This is a genomic window from Geobacillus sp. DSP4a (assembly GCF_013096875.1).
Classification (GTDB): Bacteria; Bacillota; Bacilli; order Bacillales; family Anoxybacillaceae; genus Geobacillus; species Geobacillus thermophilus.
Genome location: NZ_SDLD01000018.1, coordinates 38,328 through 60,214, shown reverse-complemented (window position 1 = coordinate 60,214; position 21,887 = coordinate 38,328). Strand labels below are relative to the sequence as shown.

18 protein-coding genes, 1 tRNA gene, 4 pseudogenes and 1 riboswitch are annotated in these 21,887 nt (G+C 44.0%); of the genes and pseudogenes, 3 read left to right on the top strand and 20 right to left on the bottom strand.

From position 1 onward, the window contains the following. A partial coding sequence (locus ETC02_RS08280; protein ID WP_147432156.1) for a UPF0236 family transposase-like protein occupies positions 1-106 on the bottom strand: 106 nt, incomplete at its 3' end. A gap of 728 nt (positions 107-834) precedes the next feature. On the opposite strand from ETC02_RS08280, the gene ETC02_RS08275 reads away from it, so the two are divergent. After that, positions 835-1,443 carry a tyrosine-type recombinase/integrase gene (locus ETC02_RS08275; RefSeq protein ID WP_253264114.1) on the top strand — a complete coding sequence of 203 codons (609 nt, stop codon included), beginning with the start codon at positions 835-837 and terminating at the stop codon, positions 1,441-1,443. On the opposite strand, the gene ETC02_RS08270 is transcribed toward ETC02_RS08275, so the two are convergent. The 7 genes and pseudogenes from ETC02_RS08270 to ETC02_RS08240 all read right to left on the bottom strand — a co-directional run bounded on the left by ETC02_RS08270 (position 1,440) and on the right by ETC02_RS08240 (position 6,343). Then, positions 1,440-1,679 carry a GNAT family N-acetyltransferase gene (locus ETC02_RS08270; protein WP_233205034.1) on the bottom strand — a complete coding sequence of 80 codons (240 nt, stop codon included), beginning with the start codon at positions 1,677-1,679 and terminating at the stop codon, positions 1,440-1,442. The genes ETC02_RS08275 and ETC02_RS08270 overlap by 4 nt on opposite strands. Positions 1,680-1,942: 263 nt before the next feature. Continuing rightward, entirely contained in the window at positions 1,943-2,695 is a 753-nt protein-coding gene (locus ETC02_RS08265; protein ID WP_371810157.1) for a nucleoside phosphorylase, read from the bottom strand. A gap of 30 nt (positions 2,696-2,725) precedes the next feature. Next, positions 2,726-2,992, bottom strand: a pseudogene (locus ETC02_RS08260) (Type 1 glutamine amidotransferase-like domain-containing protein); the annotation flags it as partial. 190 nt (positions 2,993-3,182) lie between these two features. Beyond that, complete coding sequence (locus ETC02_RS18370; protein WP_171698205.1) at positions 3,183-3,344, bottom strand: IS3 family transposase; 162 nt, start codon at positions 3,342-3,344, stop codon at positions 3,183-3,185. Positions 3,345-3,349: 5 nt separating this feature from the next. After that, complete coding sequence (locus ETC02_RS08250; protein ID WP_171698204.1) at positions 3,350-4,078, bottom strand: transposase; 729 nt, start codon at positions 4,076-4,078, stop codon at positions 3,350-3,352. A 301-nt stretch (positions 4,079-4,379) separates the two neighbouring features. Further along, positions 4,380-4,919: an MFS transporter gene (locus ETC02_RS08245; protein ID WP_015863935.1), complete on the bottom strand. Its 540-nt coding sequence runs from the start codon at positions 4,917-4,919 to the stop codon at positions 4,380-4,382. Next, complete coding sequence (locus ETC02_RS08240; RefSeq protein WP_063211976.1) at positions 4,916-6,343, bottom strand: FAD-binding oxidoreductase; 1,428 nt, start codon at positions 6,341-6,343, stop codon at positions 4,916-4,918. The genes ETC02_RS08245 and ETC02_RS08240 overlap by 4 nt, the downstream gene beginning before the upstream one ends. Before the next feature lie 160 nt (positions 6,344-6,503). Between ETC02_RS08240 and ETC02_RS08235 the strand changes: the two genes are divergently transcribed. Together ETC02_RS08235 and arsC are read left to right on the top strand one after the other, a co-directional pair. Then, positions 6,504-7,364 carry an oxidoreductase gene (locus ETC02_RS08235; protein ID WP_171698203.1) on the top strand — a complete coding sequence of 287 codons (861 nt, stop codon included), beginning with the start codon at positions 6,504-6,506 and terminating at the stop codon, positions 7,362-7,364. Positions 7,365-7,412: 48 nt separating this feature from the next. Beyond that, the gene (gene arsC / locus ETC02_RS08230) at positions 7,413-7,835 is read left to right on the top strand and encodes an arsenate reductase (thioredoxin) (RefSeq protein ID WP_062754587.1); all 423 of its coding nucleotides are present in this window, start codon (positions 7,413-7,415) and stop codon (positions 7,833-7,835) included. A gap of 88 nt (positions 7,836-7,923) precedes the next feature. On the opposite strand, the gene ETC02_RS08225 is transcribed toward arsC, so the two are convergent. The 12 genes and pseudogenes from ETC02_RS08225 to katG form a co-directional block, all read right to left on the bottom strand. Further along, the gene (locus tag ETC02_RS08225; protein WP_171698202.1) at positions 7,924-9,504 is read right to left on the bottom strand and encodes a cobyric acid synthase; all 1,581 of its coding nucleotides are present in this window, start codon (positions 9,502-9,504) and stop codon (positions 7,924-7,926) included. Further along, positions 9,497-10,863: pseudogene (locus ETC02_RS08220) on the bottom strand (cobyrinic acid a,c-diamide synthase CobB). Before ETC02_RS08220 ends, ETC02_RS08225 begins: the two are co-directional and overlap by 8 nt. Before the next feature lie 122 nt (positions 10,864-10,985). Then, positions 10,986-11,174: riboswitch (cobalamin riboswitch) on the bottom strand. A gap of 52 nt (positions 11,175-11,226) precedes the next feature. After that, entirely contained in the window at positions 11,227-11,709 is a 483-nt protein-coding gene (gene rraA, locus ETC02_RS08215; RefSeq protein WP_171698201.1) for a ribonuclease E activity regulator RraA, read from the bottom strand. Positions 11,710-11,808: 99 nt separating this feature from the next. Continuing rightward, positions 11,809-11,880: transfer RNA gene (locus ETC02_RS08210), tRNA-Gln, on the bottom strand. 624 nt (positions 11,881-12,504) lie between these two features. Beyond that, positions 12,505-13,601 (bottom strand): annotated as a pseudogene (locus ETC02_RS08205) (ISL3 family transposase); the annotation flags it as partial. 373 nt (positions 13,602-13,974) lie between these two features. Further along, complete coding sequence (locus tag ETC02_RS08200) at positions 13,975-15,231, bottom strand: MFS transporter (protein ID WP_171698199.1); 1,257 nt, start codon at positions 15,229-15,231, stop codon at positions 13,975-13,977. A 313-nt stretch (positions 15,232-15,544) separates the two neighbouring features. Then, positions 15,545-15,868 (bottom strand): hypothetical protein, encoded by a 324-nt coding sequence (locus ETC02_RS08195; protein WP_216367745.1) that lies wholly within the window; start codon positions 15,866-15,868, stop codon positions 15,545-15,547. A 284-nt stretch (positions 15,869-16,152) separates the two neighbouring features. Beyond that, a pseudogene (locus ETC02_RS08190) lies at positions 16,153-17,025 on the bottom strand (IS982 family transposase). Between the two features lie 176 nt (positions 17,026-17,201). Further along, the gene (locus tag ETC02_RS08185; RefSeq protein WP_063211957.1) at positions 17,202-17,627 is read right to left on the bottom strand and encodes an NUDIX hydrolase; all 426 of its coding nucleotides are present in this window, start codon (positions 17,625-17,627) and stop codon (positions 17,202-17,204) included. 163 nt (positions 17,628-17,790) lie between these two features. After that, a complete protein-coding gene (locus ETC02_RS08180) occupies positions 17,791-18,066 on the bottom strand; it encodes a hypothetical protein (RefSeq protein ID WP_063211955.1) in 276 nt (91 codons plus the stop codon). 589 nt (positions 18,067-18,655) lie between these two features. Then, complete coding sequence (locus tag ETC02_RS17705; protein WP_253264113.1) at positions 18,656-19,105, bottom strand: transposase; 450 nt, start codon at positions 19,103-19,105, stop codon at positions 18,656-18,658. 543 nt (positions 19,106-19,648) lie between these two features. Continuing rightward, positions 19,649-21,853: a catalase/peroxidase HPI gene (katG, locus tag ETC02_RS08170; protein WP_055359027.1), complete on the bottom strand. Its 2,205-nt coding sequence runs from the start codon at positions 21,851-21,853 to the stop codon at positions 19,649-19,651. Positions 21,854-21,887: the final 34 nt, after the last annotated feature.

Genomic DNA, 21,887 nt, shown 5'->3' with positions numbered 1-21,887 from the left:
CCTCCAAAAGGGCCGCCAACAAGACAGCGAACACCTTTTGAAGAGTTCTGACTAATTGCTCCTCCAGCTCTTTTAATAAAGGCCATTCTGTGGTAAGATGTTTCATGGACTCTCTCCCTCCTGTTTTCGGTTGGTTTGCCAATCACCATCATAGCAGGGAGAGAGTCCTTTTTTCACGACATTTGCTTTTTCTACCGCGCTTCGCTTGGTGGCCCCGACGAGCGTCGCGAACAAAAGTTCGCAACCCTCGTCGGGGATCATTTCGGAATGTCACCCACAAATATTTTACTCACACGGAAGGCGAGACGGATGCGGAAAATGATTGCGGTGAAACACATACCGCTCGGGCACAAGCTAGGAACGGCGCAAAAACCAAATTGGCGACGACTCTTGATTTTTTTGGTATGACACAACAAATATGGACGAGCCCGCATCTCATCATCGCGCACTCCTTTATAACAAACTATAACGGATTTCCAGGTGGCGGGGAGTTCAGCAACCAAATATGTCCGCTGCATGCGTATGCTGCAAAAGCGCTCATTCATGACGGATGTCGTTGTTTTTTTGCTTTTCGTCTCACTATCAAAAGATTACTTTTTATTGAGACAAAACTGAATATAACTTCCTATAATTTGTATTATGTCGACTAGATAATTTCCGCCTGAATTGAGGGTTTCTTCCCTCAAGTGCCCATAAAATCAATTATCCGGAACTTGTTAACCTAAGTTCCTCATAATTTTTTGTGTCTACGAATTATCATTTTTTGAACGAATTATCATTGTTTTTTACCGATTTATTATCGGTCGTTGATTATCAACTGGAGGTGTTTTTTTCATGTTGTTTAGACAAGCCGTTGATGAATTTGTTTTGTACTTGCAAATTGAAAAAAACTATTCACTTAACACCGTTGATGGTTATGCGTATGATTTGAGATGTTTCGAGAACTTCTTAATCCAACATGGTTATTCTGTACAACTTAATAACATTATAAAAACACATGTTCGTCGCTTCATCCAGCATCAGATTACAAAAGAAAATGTCAAACCTAGAACGATCTATCGGAGAATTTCTTGCTTGAAATCGTTCAGTAAATACTGTGTCAAAGAAAATCTAATCGACAACGATTTTATGATTGGAATTGATACTCCTAAAACGGATAGTAAATTACCGACTTATATGTCTTTGTCTGAACTCCGAAAGCTGTTTCATTTTTTGGAGCAAGATAATAGCCGAATGGCGATGCGAAACCATCTTCTATTTAAACTGTTAGCCACTACGGGTATGCGAAGATCTGAAATTGTTGAACTAACTTGGGAACAAATTGATTTATCTAACAACACGATACGTATATATGGGAAAGGAAAAAAAAGAGCGCTTACTCCCCCCTCATCCTATGGTTGTCCCATTAATTTGTTGTTCTCCACGATGAGATTCAAGCCCTAAATAACCTCTCCCACCCCTTCATACACGCAGCGATCCGATACTTTACTTATCTTACACCAGCCTTGAATACCTTCTTCGTCTTCAGCGACTAAACATAAATTTGCAGCAATGGTCGATTCCCATTTTTCGAACGATGGTGCTGTCGTTTCAAACGTTGCTTGTCCTGTCGCAATTCCTTGCTCGTAAATCTCCTTCACTTGCAGCCAATCCTCTTTGCGAAAGCGGCGAATGTTCATATGAAAAATCCCTCCCTCTATAAATGTTGATATATCAACGGTTGTAGCCGTTTCAGGGGTGTCAAAAAATATTTTTCGACAAAGTTCCTAACATTATTTCTTAAATATATGTATATCTTACATTGGGTGGGTACACTTCGCGGCCCCTACTGGTTAAATTTGGTTGTAGTAGGGGAAGCGTATGGGATGCACCGTGGATCTCTGCATCGCTGATGATGACGAACCCTCCCATGTCTCTTGGCATCTTAGTGGAATAAAAGATTTTATAATCTTGATAGATATAATGCGAGTTCTCTTATCTTTTCATCAGTTTTTTCCTTTATCTCATCTCGTCTTTTATTAGGCGAATAGAATGTATCTCTTTTTATAATATGGTCAGAAAGATTGAGTAGTCCAATTGCTTTTTTATTAAACTTCCTCGCAACAGCTAGAGTTGTAGCTGTTTCCATATCAACCCCTATATGACCACTTTTAGCCCATTTTTGAACCATTTCGCTTGTTTCTACCATGATTGCACCCGTTGTAAAGACGGTTCCTGTTACATAACTATATCCCCTGTCTTCACAAAAGTTAATTGCTGTCTCTATAAGTTCTCTATCAGATTGTACTGTTTGTTGGTCTGGTAGATACCAATGTGAAACACCATCTGCCATTTCAGCAGCGGTTACAATTAAAATATCACCAAACTGTACATCATGAGATAGACCACCAAAGTATCCCGTCTGAATGAAAATATCGGTTCCAAGAGATGCAAATTGATGACATATTACTGCAGCACTTGGACCTCCAAATACATTAGCAAATCCGATTTTTTGATTATTTAATTTCCCTATAATCGAATTCCAATGAGGTGTCCATATATCCTTAACAATCTTATCTTTCCATATCGTTAGGTTTTTTTCATGTTCCCAAGCACCATGAATAATAAATGACTTTGGAACATCCTTTTCTTCTATATTAAATGCTTTTAGCCAATCTTTCTTTGTAAATTCACCGTATAATTTCAAGATTATCACTCCCTAGATATTAATTTGTCCTCAGAAAAACTTAAAAAAACCTAAGCATTTAATTGGTTCTAATCCCTCTCCAAATGAATCTGTGACGCCTTCCTCGAACCAACATATAGAACCAGCACTAACGCCAGCTAAAACAATCCCTTAGTTCCAAGCTTTTCTCAAAATATTATCTAACCCCCACTCTTTCCATAAAACTAATAAGTTTCTTGTATTTCCCCCACCAACATATATAATATCCTTCTCCAGTATAAACCCCTCTAAATCTCTTGTTGGCGGTTTAAATAAAGATAAATGAGAAAACTTGTCATTTCAAGCACCTTTCCCCATTATGAATATCAACACGGTTGCTTTCGCTCGATTAACGAATTAAAAAGAATCACTTTTATGGCGGATTGACCCCCTAATTTTGGACACATCCTATCTTATTTTAGGTTATTCTTAAAATTTCTCATTTTTTCTTGGCAAGAAAGATCAAATCCCTCTTGCCTTATACTCGAATTTCTTTAATTATTAACGCTTCCGTTTGCGCTTTTTTGTAAAATTCATGCGGCGGAAGATCGAGAATGCTTGAATGAATCCTCCGTTCGTTATAAAATCGCATATACTCCACCAAAGCTTGATAAGCCTCTTCATAGCGATCAAACACCATTCTCCCTAGAAGGCCGGTGAATTAATGGGGCATAGACTTCCCACATGTCGAATTTTGGAGGTCATTCTCCCCGCCGTTTGGCGCCAAAGGATGGGAAGACGAGCAGGACTTCCTGCTCCCAATTCCGTTTTTGCGCACGCCAAAGAGCCGGTCCCCCCTCGTTTTTTTCGAAACCGGCCCAATCGCTTCAGATTTTGCACGACGGCGGTCAACAGCGCCTGTTCTTCCATGGCGTAAAGACCCCGGCTTCGGGCCCGGTCCAGCCCATGACATTCCTTCCCTTCGGCGAACACATGCTCACAACGCGTGCGAAGGATCAGCCGGTCAAAGATTCCATGTTGGCGCCAGCGTTTCCGCGTTTTGACGAGCGTCGTTCGATCCGGCAGTGTGGGGTGATGAGGATCCGGATGGAGCACGGATTCAAAGTCGAGACCGCAAAACCACAAGTATCCGGCATGCATGGGGAGGATCTCATACAACTCCCGCTCAGAGTGGTCGAACAAATACGAGAGCAGCATTAGGCGAAGCAGCCGTTCCGGATCCGCCGCCGGGCGACCCGTTTTTTCCGTGTACAGGGGAGCCACCCAATCGTGAATGACGGAAACGTCAACCGCTTCGTTGATTTGGCGCAAGATATGATGTGGAGGAACCAGTTCTTCCATGTCGATGACTTGAAACAGACGAGGCTGAGTCGAAGGGTTTTTGGGGGCTTTCATGATCCGCTCACGCTCCATTCCAACGATTTTTCTTCCTTTTTCGACATAAGCCCCCTAAATCCCTGCCTCAGGGTGTACTTTTTTCACCGGCCTTCTAGACATTCCTCTTTTTGATTGTCCAATGAACACCGGAGCGGCACTTCGTACAGTTGCTTGTTCAAGATGATCGCACCCCTCGCGAATTTTTACATAACGCGCATTATAGATCATCCTACAGTCATATGGGTCATACCAGTAATCGCCCCTTCATTCATCGAATACATTTCTAAATTACCATCTTACATTAAGTATAATTTCCAAAAATCCTGGCCATCCATCACTAATTTCTATTAACAGTGGATGTTAATTTAAGTGCGGCTGCCATATATAGCAAAGACGCGAAATAAAACAAACTCCCAATCGTTAAGAAATCGATGAGATAGCCGGTGGCAATGATGGCGATTGCTGGCCAAATCGATGTCCAAAAATGATAGTAACCAATTGTTTTTCCAGCGGTAGCGGGTTCAGTGAATCTGGAAAGGCTGGTCTTTTCTGTCGTTTTTTGAACGGCACCAAGCAATCCCATCACAATCTGGATAAAGTATATTTGCCATATTTCTGTTGAAATAGGAATCAATAACATCAACCCAGCCATCCCCCATGCATATACTAACAACATTATGCGATCGCCATAACGGTCCGTGAGCTTCCCAATCCATACATGGGATAAAGCCGCTGTCAAAGCAAATAAACCATAAGCCAAGCCGAATTGCGAATAGCTATCACCGATATTTCGAATAAATAATAAGTAAAATGGAAACACAATGCTGCCTGCTGTCATAACGAAACTTTGCGCTGCTACAAATCGTTGATAATTCATTTTCCATACTCCTTGTAGAAGAGATTGACGAAAACCTCATCGGGATCATATTGGCGTTTTTTTTCAAAAAACTCTTTGGCTCTTGGATAGGCCCTATGCAGTTGTTCTTTCGTTGGATACGGATAATAAGGGAGATAATAAGAACCTCGGTGATCTAAAGTAACATCAATCATCTTCCTCAAGACCTTTTGCGTCTTTCCTACTTCTTTTGCACTTCGCCCCTGATTGATTAAGAGTACTAAGGCAAACATGTCTTCTTTCGCATACGAAAGAACCGCTTGCTTGTCTTCTTCCACATACCGTATGGTGATATTCAATAAATTCAAGTCCTCTCTTTTCAGAAGTTTCCGTAAATCATCGATATAAGAAGCGAATTCATCAACAGGAACAAAATATTCTTGAAGGATTTCTGTTCTGTTCGGGTTTTCATACTCCATGAATTGGCTTTCGGAGCGCATCACGTTATTTCTAGTAATGAGGTCGCCATTTTTGCTTTGGAAATAAGCAAGCTGTGTATCCCAGAGTATTTGCTTCCCCCAATCACTGTATCGTGATAATCCTAACAAAAATTTCGGCAAGGCAATGATCGTTTCTTTTTTCAATGGTTGATATTTTTCACGAAGGGATTGGTCTTCATACAATAAATAATTGGTCACATACATTTCTTTTAAGAAAGACTCAGGAGCAGCGGAAATGCGAGCCATATGCATCCGAATGGCAGGATTGGCTCGTACTTTCTCTTTAAAATAAGAGGCATAATCTTTGTAATCTATTTTATGGGTATACATTTGGTAAAGCTCGTCATCTGTCAATTTCAGTGTAACATCTAAAATAATCCCAAATAACCCATAGCCGCCGATGACAAGATTAAATAGTTCCGGATGTTGCGTTCGGCTTACTTCAATAATAGAACCATCGGCCTGCAGCAAACGGAACGATTCCACAGAATCCAACAAAGAGCCATAGCGAATATCTCGACCGTGGACATTCACACTCAATGAACCGCCAACGGTGAAAATATTTTGCGATTGCATGACTCGTATCGCCAAACCATCAGGATTTATGTGTTGTTGGATTTTTTCCCAAGTAATTCCGCTTTGAACGCGTATCATTTTTGCTTCTGGGTGATATGCTAAGATTTTATCGTACGATTTCATGTCAATCACGATCCCACCGGGGTAATAGGTATGTCCGCCCTGGCTGTGCTGCATGCCAGCCACAGAAATTTTTTCTCCTTGTTTGGCAGCCGCTTGAATCCATTCTTGAAGAGACTGTTCATCAGTAGCCGAGCGAATTTGTTTAATCGAAGTTGGCAGCAATTTTCCCGAATCCTCGACTATCAGCGGAAGTTGTGTGTAGCGGTATACCGAAAAAGAAAAGCCAAGGATATAAACGACTACCAATATAATCCAAGATCTGTTCATCCGAACCACCTCTCTATTTGCATCGCTTCTCTTACTGAAGATACAGTTCGACCATTCGCATACAATTATCCTTCTTGAAACAAATTTCGCAAAATTTATTCCATTATTTTTATGATACAATTCCAATAGTTAGAAATAGTTAATAGCTGGAGGGAATCTTGTGGATCAGACTTCTGACAAGCAACCGGTTGCGTTTGTTACAGGAGCTTCAAGCGGCTTTGGTTTGCTGACAAGTGTGGTACTTGCCGGCGAAGGCTATCGCGTGCTGGCTTCAATGAGAAACTTGAATAACAAAGGACGGCTGGAAGCGGCAGCTAAAGAAGCGGGTGTAACAGATCGGATTGAGATTGTCCAATTGAATGTGACCGATTTTTCCGCCGTAGAAACGGTGATTCAGGATGTGATTCGCCGTTACGGACGAATTGATCTGTTGGTGAACAATGCGGGTTATGCAGCGGGCGGCTTCACGGAGGAACTTGCTGTTGAAGAATGGCGACGGCAATTTGAAACCAATTTTTTCGGTTTGGTGGCAGTAACGAAAGCTGTTTTGCCGTCGATGCGGGAACGCAGAAGCGGCAAGATTGTGAATATAAGCAGTATCAGCGGACGAATCGGATTCCCTTCTATGGGACCTTATGTGGCATCTAAGTTTGCGGTGGAAGGATTCAGCGAATCTTTGCGTTTAGAGATGCTGCCGTATGGCGTTCATGTAGTTTTGATTGAGCCGGGGTCCTATAAAACAGATATCTGGTCAAAAGGGTTGGGAGCGGTAACGATCCATCCGAATTCTCCTTATGCGAAAGAGATGAAGGCGATTTTGAAATATGTCAATCAGGTTGCCGACACGGCACCTGCTCCGGATGAAGTGATCCGACAGATTGTGCAAGTGGCGAAGTCTCCCTATCCGAAATTGCGGTATCCGGTTGGCAAAGGCGTGAAATTAGGAATTGTCTTGAAACATGTGCTGCCGTGGAAGTGGTGGGAGCGGATGGTGACAAAACGGCTTTGGGAGGGAAAGTGATGCTGAGATTTTAGTTCAAAAACCACTCACATGAAAGAGGGATCAAAAATGGACAAAAAACTCGTTTACTTCTTATGTACAGGTAACTCCTGCCGCTCTCAAATGGCGGAAGGTTTTCTAAAAGCTTTAGGCGGAGATCAATATGAAGTCAAAAGTGCTGGTCTTGAAGCCCACGGTTTAAATCCCCGTGCTGTTCAAGTAATGAAAGAAGCAGGGGTAGATATTAGTCACCATACTTCTGACGTGATTGACCCAGAAATTTTAAGCAAAGCTGATTACATTATTACTTTGTGCGGTCACGCCAACGACAACTGCCCGGTGGTACGTAATGACAAAGCGGAAAGATGGCATTGGGGCTTTGACGATCCGGCAAAAGCCACGGGAACCGAAGAAGAAATTATGGCGAAGTTCCGTGAAGTTCGCGACTCCATAAAAAAACGCATTGAACAATTCGTTAAAGAAGGCCAATAATAAGAAGTTTATTCAATGCTTAAACAAAACCTTTAAGAAACAAAGGGAAATGGAATCCCCGTTTCCCATTTCTATTTACTCACAGCAGTTAGCATCGTTCTTTGAGCGTTAACGGCTTAATTGCACAAAGATTTAATTTGGAACGATTTAATCTCCTTTGAAATACATGCATTTTCTCTTCGATTTCCTCCACGCGCACATGCCGTTTCACGCAAGCGGCCAGCCGGTCAAACGCTTCCTCTCTCAGCGTACGGAACGACTTGCGGCCGTAAAGCGGGGCGAGCCCTTTTTGGCGGCGAAGATGATTAAGGAGCGACTCGCGGAACGCGTCGTTGTGGAAAAGATCGTGAAAATAGGTGCCCATCACTCGTTCATCCTCGCTTTTCCCGCCTTCTTTCCGCCTGTGCATCTCAAGCCCGTGCATCTCAATAAGAGGAATATACCCTGCTAACGGCTCAGAACGGCCCATATGAATCTCATATCCTTTCACAGCAAACCGCTCCCCGGCAAATGTTACGATTCCTTCCGATAGAATCGTCGTTTTTTCGCGCTCTAGCGTCGTCGCAATCGGCAACAGTCCCAGCCCCTCAGTTTCCCGAATCGGCGTCTCCACCTCGAACGGATCGCGGATGATGGCGCCTAGCATTTGATAGCCGCCGCATATGCCAATGATCATCACCTTATGATGATGGAAAAGCTTTTCGATTTGCGCAGCGATGCCGTGTCGCTTCATATATAATAGATCTTCAATGGTGTTTTTGCTTCCCGGCAAAATCAACAAATCCGGCTTCCCAAGCTGAGATGCCGTCGTCACAAAGCGCACGTGGCAATCAGGTTCGGCGAAAAACGGATCGATGTCGGTAAAATTGGCGATTTTCGGGTAGCGAATCACAGCGATATCGATGTCTTTTTCCGGGTTTGCCGTCGTTGGCACTTGATCTAAAGAAACAGAATCTTCAGCGTCAATATGCAAATTCGGCAAATACGGCACCACCCCGAGCACCGGAACGCCGGTATATTGTTCAAACCAATCAAGCCCCGGCTTCAATAGCGCCAAATCACCGCGGAATTTATTAATGATCACGCCGATAATGCGCTGGCGTTCTTCTTTTTCTAGCAGCTGCAAGGTGCCGACTAAGCTGGCGAACACGCCGCCCCGTTCAATATCGCCAATCAGTACAACCGGGGCATTGGCCATGTGCGCGACCCGCATATTGACGAGCTCCCGGTCGTTCAAATTGATTTCCGCCGGGCTCCCTGCGCCTTCGATCACGATCCGGTCGTATTCGTTCATTAAGACATCGAGAGACTCGCGGATGATCGCCAGCCCCTTTTCAAAAAATTCGCTGCGGTACGCGAGCGCCTGCATATTTTTATACGGCCTTCCGTGCACGACGATTTGCGATTCATACTCGCGGCTTGGTTTAATTAGAATCGGATTCATATCCGTTGTTGCGACAACGCCGGCAGCTTCCGCCTGTATCCCTTGTGCCCGCCCGATTTCTTTTCCATCGATCGTCACATATGAATTAAGAGACATGTTTTGTGATTTAAACGGAGCTGTTTTCCAACCGCTTTGCGCGAAAATGCGGCAAAACGCCGTCGCGATCACGCTTTTTCCCGCATCGGAATGCGTGCCTTGAAACATGATCGGCAATGCTTTAGCCACCGCGCTTCACCTCCTCGCACTGCGCCAGCCAATTTTCGACCATCAACGGACAGGAAGCAAAATGAAAATGCACATAGCCCGCAACTAACCGTTTATATTGATAGCCGTCTTTTTTCGTGCCGCTCAATCCCGATGTTTCATAGGCAAACTTGACGGCACCGTCCGTTTCATATGTCGAATAATGGAACTCATGGCCGCGCGCCGTCCATCCATCCGGAAGCAACAAGTTGCCCGGCTCGCCTTTCACTTCGCGATATCCCAGCGCGGCAAGCCGCGAATGCATCACCACCCGTGCTGGAATAACGCCGACCATTTCATAGTACGCGCCGTCCGTTGTTTGAATGCCTTCCGTTAAAAACATAAACCCTCCGCACTCGGCCAATGTCGGCAAACCGTTTTCAATCGCCGTTTGGATCGATTGCTTTACATGCATTTGTTCCGAAAGCTGTTTCGCGAACTCTTCGGGAAACCCGCCGCCAATGTATAACCCATGCACCCCATCTGGCAGCGGCTCGCCGGCAAGCGGGGAGAAAAAGACTAACTCGGCGCCATACGCTTGTAACAGCTCTAAATTTTCCGGATAGTAAAAATGAAACGCCGCGTCTTTTGCGACCGCAATCCGCACATCATACGATTTGTTTACATCGAAATACGATCGAGGAACGTTTAATGCTGGCGCTTCCGCCAGCTGTAGCAATGCGTTAAGATCCACTGTCTTGGCAATGCGCTCGCCTAATTCCGCAAAAAAAAATGATCTAATTCTCCACGCTCAATCGATGGAATGAGCCCTAAGTGACGCTCCGGAATGTGGAGCGCATCCTCTTTCGTTAAAAATCCAATCACGGGAATGCCACATTCTTGTTCAATCGCCGTTTTTACAAGGCAGAAATGTCCTTCGCTGCCAACACGGTTGGCAATCACTCCAGCAATGCGGACGCGGCCGTCGAACGTCTGAAAGCCGCGCACGATCGCCGCCGCGCTTCTCGCCATCCCTGCGCAATCAACGACAAGGAGCACCGGGCTGTCGGTGAGGACGCTAATTTCCGCCGTCGAACCTTCATTGCTTGTCGGGCGTTCACCGTCAAACATCCCCATCACCCCTTCGATAATGGCGATGTCAGCGCCTTCGCACCCTTTTGCACAAATCGCCCGCACCGTTTCCGGCCCGACCATCCAGCTGTCCAAATTGCGCGATGTTCTCCCTGTTACGGCCGTATGATACGTCGGGTCAATGTAATCAGGGCCGCACTTAAATCCTTGCACGATATAACCTTTCTGTTTTAACGCCGCCATCAGGCCGAGCGTGACGGTCGTTTTGCCGGCGCCGCTTTCCGTTCCAGCCACTACAATTCTGTGCATGTTGTTTTCCTCCATCAGTTAAATAAAAAGCACCCCTATATACGCAGAGGTGCAGAAAAATGCATACCAATAGCCAAAAAGTACACGCTTCTCCCGCACGTCTACCTATAATCCCGTAGGTATCCGTCCGAACAAATAAGGCAGGTCTCCTGACTTAGGATCATCGCTTTGTTGCACCTTCCCGAAGTTTCCTTCAGTGGCATGATGCAACAAAGCTCCCCATCACAGTGGCGGGTACCGTGACGGATTTTCACCGTACTTCCCAAGCCTATTCCCTTATGGGAAAAGGCACCTTATTTGCTTTGACACGCTATGTAGTTGTCTATGAAATAAGTTTTCTTAAGTACAAATTTTCAAACATCGTCAATCACTTTTTGGTAATTCTCTTTTTGCTACTACAATTCCGTCGCTGTCGGCATAAACATAAGCGCCTGGCTCCCAAAGGACACCGCCAAATTCAAGCGCGACATCCCGCTTTCCTTTTCCTTCTTTTTTGCTTTTCACCGGGCATGTACCGATCGCCATTACCCCAAACGGCATATTCGCGATTTCCGCGGAATCGCGAATGCAGCCATGGATAATCACGCCCGCAAGTCCACGATCGCAGGCGATTTGTGCCAGACGATCTCCGAGTAACGCACAATTGCGTGAACCTTTTCCGTCAACAACTAACACTGTTCCCGCAGGAACGGTTTCTAACGCCTCGCGGACGAGCACGTTATCCTCGAACACCTCAACGGTCGCAATCGGTCCGGAAAATTCTTTTTTGCCTCCGTACGATTGCATCGGCAACTGGCATACTTGCAATTCACTCAAAAATTCATCGCATAAATCTGCTGTCTTCACCACAATCCCCTCCTCGCTACGTATATTTGACATCTTTGTCGAAACTCCTTCTTTTTCCACAAAAAAACAGACAAGCGACATTGCTTGCCTGTTTCCAAACTGGGCTAGCTGGATTCGAACCAGCGCATCACGGAGTCAAAGTCCGTTGCCTTACCACTTGGCTATAGCCCAATTATTATAAATACGTTAAAATGCCATAAAAACAACCATTAAAAAGCACTCACCTTCGCAGGCATAACGTATTTTTGTTATAAATGCCTACGTATTAACACAAACACCTAACGTATTCAATTGTAGTATGACCACATTGATATTGCAATATGCGTAAAAAACAACAGGCGTTAACCTGTTACGTTTATCACCGCCTTTTCACCGCAATTCCTAATTTTTATATCGTATACCTTCTTAGCTATTTAACTCCGTATTTATCGACAATTTCCTTTAAATAAAGCTCTACCTTGAAATAACTGTGGATAACTTTTACTGTTATTTCATCCATCGATGTGCCAATTATTATTGGCATGGGTGTCTGTTATCGTTAATTGTTGATTTTCGACCAAATGAAAAGCCAACTTATGATTGATAAAAAACGGGTTTACTTATAGAGTGCAAAAAGTTAAATAAACATACCGAATAACATTGCAATTAACAATCAAATCTCTGTGCAAATCAGATATTAATTCACAAAAAAGGAGCTTGAAATACTAAGATCCTTTAATCATTTCTTTTATTAATGAAATGCAGTCTCTTGTTTATCATTATTTTTTAAAAACAATTTTTTGTCTTTATATGCGGCTTGATCTTGTTATTCGTCCCTTCCATTTTCCCATTCGAATAAGCGAATAAGGCGACAAAATGCACGAAATGATTTCTTCTGTTCGTTTTGCGAGTGCTTTTGCGATGGCACGCACAACAGAACAAGTACAAAACAAATACCGATGAATCCAAGCTTCCAAGCGACGTTTCGCCTGTCGTTCGCCTTGGCTTTTGGATACATAGCGAAAATGTTGGAGGGATTGATAAACAACCTGTAGGTAATCGCTTTCTTTACACCACTCCCGTACCGTTTGACGTTCCTCCTCGGTTAATTTCTCTGGGCATTGGCTCAATAAACAACAAACGTACCGAACATTTCCGTGTTTCTTGCCCCCTTTGGCTAAATATTTGCGACACCGATCTAAGGCTTCCGTAAACAGCTGAATGACATGAAAATAATCGACCACATGTACCGCTTCTGGACACGCCCCTTGAATGGCTTTTTTCATGGCCGGAGCCAAATCGCTCACGACACACTGGACAGAAGAAGAAACACACGTCAATGCACTTCGAATGGCTGCCTCATTCTTTCCTGCTTCGATGGAATACACTTCTCCCGTCTCTGCATCCATGACCGCCACTCCATAGTCATGCCCTTTTCGAAAAGCAAACTCATCGACACAAACCGCCTTTGGCTGAATGGTATTCGACAAAAAGGAAGGGGCATGGGTATAAAACCAACGTTCAACAGTCGTGTAAGGGAGTTTTAGCATACGAGCCACCGCCTGAATGGATGTTCCAATGCAAGATTGCGCCACCCATTGTTGAAAGGCGTCCGTTGCCACACTTCGAGGGGAGATCCCTGGATAAGAGGTGCTGAATGTCATGCCACAAGTGCAACAACGTCTCCGTTCCACTGGGAGTTCAATCCAAAAAACCCCGATCCGTTGGGCATAGCCATGCATCCATTGCTTCTTTTTTCGGGTCATTTTTGTTGTGCGTTGCAAGCAGACAGGACATAACGGACATTGTTCGGGAAGAGAAAGTTCGAAAATCCAGCGTTCTCCTTCTTTTCGTTCCTTTTCAATCAAAACATCTGGCAAATCGATAAGTTCTTTGATAAACTGAGAGTACATGCGAATTTTCCTCCAATGGTTTGGTTTGGTCACCTTTACCATACAGGAAAATTCGCATTTTTTGTACCCTCTATTTTCTTTATTTTCCTACTGCGTTCTATGTCAATATATCAAGTACAACTTGTGGTGAAGAGCCAATTTTTAGTTGTTTAGGTATTTTTTGTTTTGGTTTCATGGATTATTTAGCGTATAGTTTTATTTTTTATAATTTCTAAAATAAACGAACAATTGAATGGTTTTGTTTTATCACTTGTGTTTTTTTGAATTTTTGTTCAACGATTGCATTACTTGTTTCTCTACTCTTTCTGCACGTTGTTTGAAACTTTCTGTACATCAGAATGGTTAATAAAAGCAGCGTAAGCTATCGGTAAAGCTATAATTTTATTTGCATTGTCTCATTCTTAACTGCGTGTTCATAATGTCCAGAGTAAACAGATCTCACATGTTTATTGGTAAAGCATATGATCGCTGCCAAAAAGACACATGCACTGGAAATAACAATCAAATTACGTACACCTATTAAATCTCCAACATAGCCGCCTAATAGCATAGCAAAAGGCATTAGCAACATGGCAATGGAAACTTGAAGCCCTTTAATTCTTCCTCGATAACGAGAGTCAGTGAGTAACATAACGATAGATTCATACATGATATCATCCATCGTAATGACAAAAGACAGAAAGAAAACAGCAGCACATGTAAGTATTAAAGAATGAGAGAAGGCAATAATGATAGTAAATAATCCTGTTAACAAATTTAAATATCCAAATGCTAATCCAGTTTTAATTTTTTTGGTCATTCTCCCCCCAATAACCCCGCAAACTAATCCGCCAAAAACTAGTGACATCGTTAGTAAACTGAAGGTTTGCGGGCCGTTGCCAAGCTCTTTGGCGATTGCCGGAGCCGCAATCGTTAACGAACTGTGCGAAACATTTGTGAGACAAGCGGTAATTAATAACCACTTTAAATATGGAATGTTTATTAAATAATTCCACCCTTCTTTCAATTCCCTAAGCTTCGAACTGGATTCACTATAGTTATTTACTGGTTTGGTAGAAATTTTAGAAAACTGTATGAGCAGAACGCCAAATATAAACACAACAAAAATTGTCAGCAATGACCAAGAAGTTCCAATCCATGCAAGAAGAAACCCTGCAATTCCTTGGCCTACAAGTCTGCTTACTCCGCTTAAAGCGATAAAATTGCCATATACACTCGAAAATTTTTCTTTTTCTACTAATTCTCGGAGAATGGTTGATTGTACAGGACCTGATAAAGTAGACAGGATCGTAAGAAGAAAAGTAGCAACCATAGACACAATGACAATTCCGAGTTTCCCATTTATATAAAAATGAAGGAAAACAATGAATATCACTACGCATGAAAGAAGGCGACATAAGACGATCACCTTTTTTCGATTAGAACGGTCAGCAATAACTCCGCCTATCGGAGCAATGAGTAGTTGAGCAACCATCATCGCGATACTGACAAACGCCGAGTCCATTAAAGAGCCTCTTCCATTATAGGCCAACCATGTCATGATGATGGTAAACATAGATAAACCAAAAGTGACTGAAATATTGCTTCCTAAAAAAAGTAACAAATTAGTATTGTTAAGTTTTTGACTCATGATCCCGAACCCATTCCCTTTTTAATAAATTTTAATAAACTGTAGCATATTAAATCTTGTGGTGGTTCATCACCACAACGTGTACTTGACAAGCGAGGCTTTTTCTCGTGTCACCATGTAGGAAAATCGTTGATTTACTGATTTTCCTTATGCATGTAAGCAAGACATGATCTGAAACAGTCAAGTATAACTTTTGGTGAAGAGCTTATAAACTTACTCATTTCCATTTTTATATGCCACCTACTTTTGTGTATTTACAGGAGAAAAAGAAAGATTGCAACTACGGGCAGAATCTTTGAATAAGAATATTTTTTTATGGTTCACTAATCCCCATTGCCAATAGCAAAAGAAAAGCAATGGCCAAAACCGCTCCATTTCCTATCAAGCTGATAATTGGCAGAAAGAAACGTTTTGTCATCAACCACGAGAACACAGCGAATAAAATACCAATAATTGATAAGATGCCATAAATTGTGATCACGAAATAAACATCAGCATCTGGACCTCTTTCAACATAGAAAATAATGATACTTATGATTACAGGAAACAAAGACGTGACACCTAATATATTTCCTACTTTTTTCTTGTCTAACACTATTACCCCCACCTTTTTGTTGATAATAACTTTTTGAATCATAGCCACCCATGCTGCATTTCGCGGCACTACAGATGATGGAAGTTCATTCGTTCTTCCATGAGAGACAACCATGCCGCATCTACACAGCACCATCAGAAGAATGAAAATATTAAGAATGATGTCTCTTTTTGATTCCTTTTGTGGCAGAAGTATCAATTCTTTTTTACCTTACTGTTTCTTTCTCAATGTGTGTTAACTTTGATTTAAGATAAGTTCTTGTTCCTCTACATTATTTAACTCTCTTCTAGGAATTATATAGGCACTTACTGAGCTAAAGATAGAAATTATACTAGTCCAAGTGTAACCAGGGAATAGGCTAACAATATACCGTCTAACGCCACTTCAAATCCGATAATCGAATTGGCTCGGATCTCAGTGATACGATAGTGGTCAACCAGAACCGAGAACACCGTCTCGATCACTTTGCGTTTTTGTTTGATCCACTGCTCCCATGTCTCAGGCGGACGATGTTTCTGGTTTTTTCGAGACGGAGTCCAAAGCGCCATTTGGTATTCTTCGTACAGCCTTTTTTGCAAGTCGCTGCTAATAAACCCTTTGTCCCCGAAGTTATAGGGATGGGGAATTTGGGTCATGACGCTTTCGGCTGCTATTCGATCATGACAAGATGCTTCCGTCACCACATATCCCATCGGCAGACCTTGATCTGTAACTTGAAGGTGCAGCTTAAACCCGTAGTACCATTGCTTTTTCGAAGCACAATACCCGATATCGGCGATTCCTTGAAACCGTTTGACCCGATCCATTCTCACGGCATGACATAACTCGATTGGCAAGCTATCCACCACAGCGTAGGCATGGTGCTGCCCGCGTTTCGCCAATTCATGGCGAATTCATTTGATCGCAAAACGCAGTGATCGACAACGACGATGATACCGGGAACGTTCCAGAAACTGCCCCTTTGGGAACAAGTTCCCGATCACAAAGCGATGCCACGCCCGTTCAGAAGTAAAACCGAGCAACTTTCCTAAAAGATGAATGGCGATGATGACAGCGTCCTCTTGCTTGACCAAATGGCGATTTCGACGATGAAGATGCACCTGAATGCATGAAAGTTGGGCAGAAACAAAAAAGAAAATGGCGGCATATTGCTTTTGAATCTTGGCCCGATCTGTAGTAAAATGAAAGTGCTCTTGCATGGGGATTCTCCTTTTCAATGTTTGGTCGCACTTTCATTTTAAGGAGATCCGCAGGCAAGGGCTATTTTTATGCTTGATCAAGTTTATCTAGCACCACGGGTAGAGAAAGGAACGTCACGATTCCCTCTACTCCCCCCTCGACTCGCTGCAACCGCAGCGCAGTGAAAAGCAGAAAACTATATGTAGTTCAATATTTCACGCGGCACAAAGTTGTCGATTTTCTGCAATTCGTCTTTGCTCCACCATTTAAGTCCTTTCAGTGTGTCTTTTTCGTTCTTTGTCATATGTTCGATAGACAACACCGTATCGGATTGGATCGTAACGTGATAATAAATTTCCCGGCTAATAAAAGAACCTTGTTTTCCTTCAATCCATACATCCAGTTGGAATATGGGGCCACCGAGAAGATCAACCACTATGCCTAGTTCTTCGTATAATTCCCTTTTTAAAGCTTCAGCTGGGGTCTCGTTTTCTTCAATGCCCCCTCCTGGAGTAACCCATAACACTTTGTTCCCTACTACATCCCGAAATTCAAATTGCTGAAGAAGAATTTCGTTTCGCTCATTGATGATCACTGCTCTAGCACATTTGCGTATCCTCATCGGGCGCTCCTTTCCAGATCTATTTTACAGATGCAGCCGGCCATGACTGCCGAACTCGGGTTTCATAAATGGCCCGAATTCGAACGTCCATGATGGGAAAACTCCTTCTTTTCTTTGTGTGTCAAAGATTCATATTTATTGATAAAAAAACTAACTAAGAGAATCATAAAATAGAATAATTCCTACCCCGCCCTTCAATCTGATCCTTGTATCCGATCAGTGTGTTCTTCATGGTATTCGGATAGCCTGTCTTGAGTCTAAGCTCTTTTAGAGGCATCGCTGGATTCTCAACCATGATCTTTTGAATTCGTATTATTTCTTGTGAATCATATGCTGCTTTATAAGCCATAAAAGGTGATACATAGTCGCTGATATTGACAAAGGTGAGTTCTTCGTGTCCCGTCCATTTATATAGTTTGATTTGCTGTTGAAACTTCATTAAGTTATTTCCTTCAATAAGGAACCGGTATAATGAACCTCCCCCACTTATCGAAGTGGGGGTTTCCTGTTTCCCCTTCGGAGGTGGATGCATGATAGGCTGGTTGGCAGCCTATCTGCAGGCAACACCTGGCACCCGTCCCGTTGGGAGCCACAGGCAACATGAGTATCCATGATACTCAAGGGCGGGAACTCGCCATCTACGACTTCATACCTAAGCAATCCGTCGATACGTAAACGGTTTGACCGTAAATTCCAATGGGCGGATTTCACCATAATTTTGCATCTGCTCATGAGTTTTTGCAGTTCTTTTAATTTCTTGTTTCTCAACCGATGAATGCTTCTTATTTTTCTTCCCGTGATAATGAGACTTTCCCCATTTTCACAAATGGCTGCGATGGTGTGAATTTCCCCTGGGTCAATAGCAACACGGTTTTTACATGGATTTTCTTTTGGTTTTTTCCCATCTTCATACGATAAACAAAGCCACAAACCACGGTCATAGACCAACTCGATTTCTTTGACTTTTCCGTGAAAATGCATGCGCCCCGATGAGTCATTTTCATGCCCGGGTGGAGAGCAAAAATTGCTCATGGAACTTTTCCGTTTGGAAGTTTCTCTTTGTCGATTTTCACCACCAAAGGAGATTGTCGTTTTCGATTCCAAATTCCTAGCGACAGTTCCAACGTTCCGTCTTCACGCAAAACAAACCCATCTTTTGCCCATTTCGTGTTGAAATGTTTTTTCTTTTTGTATGGATATTTGATTTTTTCTCCTTTTTTCCGTGCTTCTTTTGCCCCATCACGGGCAAAGATATATTTATGCACAACCGCCTGGATGCTTTGGCTGTGGATAGAAAAACGACCTTTTGTTGCTTTTTGCAGTTCCGTTTTGGTTATCCATTTTCCTGTTTCCAAATGATGTTCTTTTGCCAAACGAAGGCATTCGTTCCAAACTTCTGCGGAGATACGATTGCATTCAAATAGTTTTTGGATAACTTCTTTCTTTGCCCGAAAACGGGTTTTCAGCGTTCGATACATGGTTTCACCTCCTATGTTTATTGTATTCTATTGCCATCCAAAGAAGAAAGAGAAAAACAGAAAAACCGAACGCCATTCATCCCCCACCTGTAGAGGTGGGGGACTTCTGGCTGATTTATGTTAAAGTAAACTCCTTTACTTTCCATACATAAATTCATTTTGTGTTGACTAAAACACGTTTATACCTTACAATCATAGAAAGAAGGTGTTGTTTTCCCCGCCACCGTTGGGCAGGGCTGAGCTGTCTTTTTATTTTGACGTGAACGTTTGTCCTGTCCCTTTCCCTATGCTATTTGATCTTGATTTGATTCTGCCGCAATCATACTGAAAAACACATAATTTGTCAATAAAATACATACTATTCTCAAAGATTCTCCGAAGGCTCTTTTCTCTCTGCAAATCTCTGACACATAAGCATAAAAACAGGTAATTGAGCGCTCTAGTTTCCTTTCAACGAATCTTTCCCTTTTGATCCACAACAAGTCTAAGAAATATAAAAAAACAGCTTGCCCCTTAAACGGACAAGCTGCTTTTTTTGCCTGGTTAAACTGTGACCGACTCTTTGGTTTGTTTCAAATGAATGTCAAAGCGGTCGGCGTTCATCACTTTCACCCAAGCGTTGATAAAGTCGCGGACGAATTTTTCTCGGTTGTCGTCTTGGGCGTAAAATTCGGCGTACGAACGAAGGATTGAGTTGGCTCCGAAAATAAGGTCAACCCGGGTGGCCGTCCACCGCACTTCGCCCGTTTTCCGGTCGCGGATTTCATAAATGCCGCTGTCTGTCGGCACCCATTCATAGTTCATGTCGACTAAGTTGACAAAGAAGTCGTTCGTCAGCACCCCGACGCGATCAGTGAAAACCCCGTGCGGGAGATCGCGATAGTTCGCGCCCAACACCCGCAGACCGCCGATGAGCACGGTCATCTCAGGTGCGGTCAACCCTAGAAGCTGCGCTTTGTCGATGAGCAATTCTTCCGGACCGACGCTGTACTCTTTCTTTTGATAGTTGCGGAATCCGTCGGCAAACGGCTCCAGTACGGAAAAGCTCTGGACGTCAGTTTGTTCTTGCGTCGCATCACCCCGTCCTGGAATAAACGGCACTTTGACATCAAAGCCAGCGTCGCGCGCCGCCTTTTCAACCGCCGCGCTGCCGCCAAGGACGATCAAGTCGGCGATGCTCACCTTTTTCGGCAGCTCGCGCTGGATGTCTTCATACACCGAAAGCACTTTGGCGAGCCGCTCTGGTTCGTTCACTTCCCAATCTTTTTGCGGCGCAAGGCGTATGCGGGCGCCGTTGGCTCCGCCTCGTTTATCGGAGTTGCGGAACGTGCTGGCTGAGGCCCAAGCGGTTTTGACGAGTTCACTAACCGTCAGACCCGAGTTCAAAATCTTCGCTTTGATTTCTTCAATTTCGGCATCGGTCAATTCATAGTCGACCGTTGGAATCGGGTCCTGCCAGATGAAATCTTCTTCCGGCACTTCCGGACCTAAGTATCTCGTTTTCGGCCCCATATCGCGATGCGTCAGTTTGAACCAAGCGCGGGCGAACGCATCCGCGAACTCATCCGGATTTTCATGGAAGCGGCGGGCGATTTTTTCGAATTCCGGATCAAAGCGAAGCGCCAAGTCGGTTGTCATCATCATCGTCGGAACTTTTTTCGATGGGTCTTCGACATCCGGTGCGAGATGCTCTTCTTTCGGGTCAACTGCCATCCATTGCCATGCCCCAGATGGGCTTTTCGTCAGCCACCAGTCATAGCCAAACAGCATATCGAAATACGACATATCCCACTTCGTCGGTGTCGGCGTCCACGCGCCTTCGATGCCGCTCGTGATCGTGTCGCGGCCTTTTCCTTTTCCGTATGAGCTGATCCATCCCAATCCTTGCGCTTCAATCGGAGCGGCTTCCGGCTCGGGGCCAACGTGGGAAGCAGGGCCTGCGCCATGCGCTTTGCCGAACGTGTGGCCGCCGGCGATCAAGGCGACCGTTTCTTCGTCGTTCATCCCCATGCGGCGGAACGTCTCGCGAATGTCGCGCGCTGCCGCTTTCGGATCCGGCTTGCCGTCAGGGCCTTCCGGGTTGACATAGATCAGCCCCATCTGCACAGCCGCAAGTGGATTTTCCAGTTCGCGATCCCCGCTGTAGCGTTCCGAAGCGAGCCACTCTTTTTCCGCGCCCCAATAAATGTCTTCTTCCGGATGCCAGACATCTTCCCGGCCGCCGCCAAAGCCGATCGTCTTGCCGCCCATCGATTCAATGGCGACATTGCCGGCCAAAATCATCAAGTCAGCCCAGGAAATTTTGTTTCCGTATTTCTTCTTGATCGGCCACAGCAACCGCCGCGCTTTATCCAAGTTGGCGTTATCCGGCCAGCTGTTTAACGGGGCAAAGCGCTGCGTGCCGGTCGAACCGCCGCCGCGACCGTCGCCGATGCGGTACGTTCCCGCCGAATGCCACGCCATGCGAATGAACAGCGGACCGTAATGACCATAGTCGGCCGGCCACCAATCTTGGCTTTCGGTCATCAGTTTGCGCAAATCTTCTTTGAGCGCCCAGTAGTCGAGTTTTTGAAACTCCTCGGCATAATTGAACTCTTCATCATGAGGATTCGTTTTTCGGTCGTGTTGATGGAGAATGCTTAAGTTCAGCTGGTTCGGCCACCAGTCTTTATTGGTTGTTCGATTTGAGTTGTAGCTTGTGACGCTGCCGTGATACGGACATTTGGAAGCATTTTGTTGGTTCCCCATTATTTCTTCCCCTTTCTATCTTTCTATAATTGAT

Bases quoted from the DNA above. Each gene is read 5' to 3' on its own strand.
- ETC02_RS18370 (WP_171698205.1), bottom strand. From the start codon at position 3,344: ATGGTGTTTGATCGCTATGAAGAGGCTTATCAAGCTTTGGTGGAGTAT.
- ETC02_RS08185 (WP_063211957.1), bottom strand. From the start codon at position 17,627: ATGAGGATACGCAAATGTGCTAGAGCAGTGATCATCAATGAGCGAAAC.
- ETC02_RS08240 (WP_063211976.1), bottom strand. From the start codon at position 6,343: ATGAACAGATCTTGGATTATATTGGTAGTCGTTTATATCCTTGGCTTT.
- ETC02_RS08200 (WP_171698199.1), bottom strand. From the start codon at position 15,231: ATGAGTCAAAAACTTAACAATACTAATTTGTTACTTTTTTTAGGAAGC.
- ETC02_RS17705 (WP_253264113.1), bottom strand. From the start codon at position 19,105: ATGTATCGAACGCTGAAAACCCGTTTTCGGGCAAAGAAAGAAGTTATC.
- ETC02_RS08245 (WP_015863935.1), bottom strand. From the start codon at position 4,919: ATGAATTATCAACGATTTGTAGCAGCGCAAAGTTTCGTTATGACAGCA.
- arsC (WP_062754587.1), top strand. From the start codon at position 7,413: ATGGACAAAAAACTCGTTTACTTCTTATGTACAGGTAACTCCTGCCGC.
- ETC02_RS08250 (WP_171698204.1), bottom strand. From the start codon at position 4,078: ATGGAGCGTGAGCGGATCATGAAAGCCCCCAAAAACCCTTCGACTCAG.
- katG (WP_055359027.1), bottom strand. From the start codon at position 21,853: ATGGGGAACCAACAAAATGCTTCCAAATGTCCGTATCACGGCAGCGTC.
- ETC02_RS08270 (WP_233205034.1), bottom strand. From the start codon at position 1,679: ATGAACATTCGCCGCTTTCGCAAAGAGGATTGGCTGCAAGTGAAGGAG.
- ETC02_RS08195 (WP_216367745.1), bottom strand. From the start codon at position 15,868: ATGATTCAAAAAGTTATTATCAACAAAAAGGTGGGGGTAATAGTGTTA.
- ETC02_RS08275 (WP_253264114.1), top strand. From the start codon at position 835: ATGTTGTTTAGACAAGCCGTTGATGAATTTGTTTTGTACTTGCAAATT.
- ETC02_RS08180 (WP_063211955.1), bottom strand. From the start codon at position 18,066: ATGAAGTTTCAACAGCAAATCAAACTATATAAATGGACGGGACACGAA.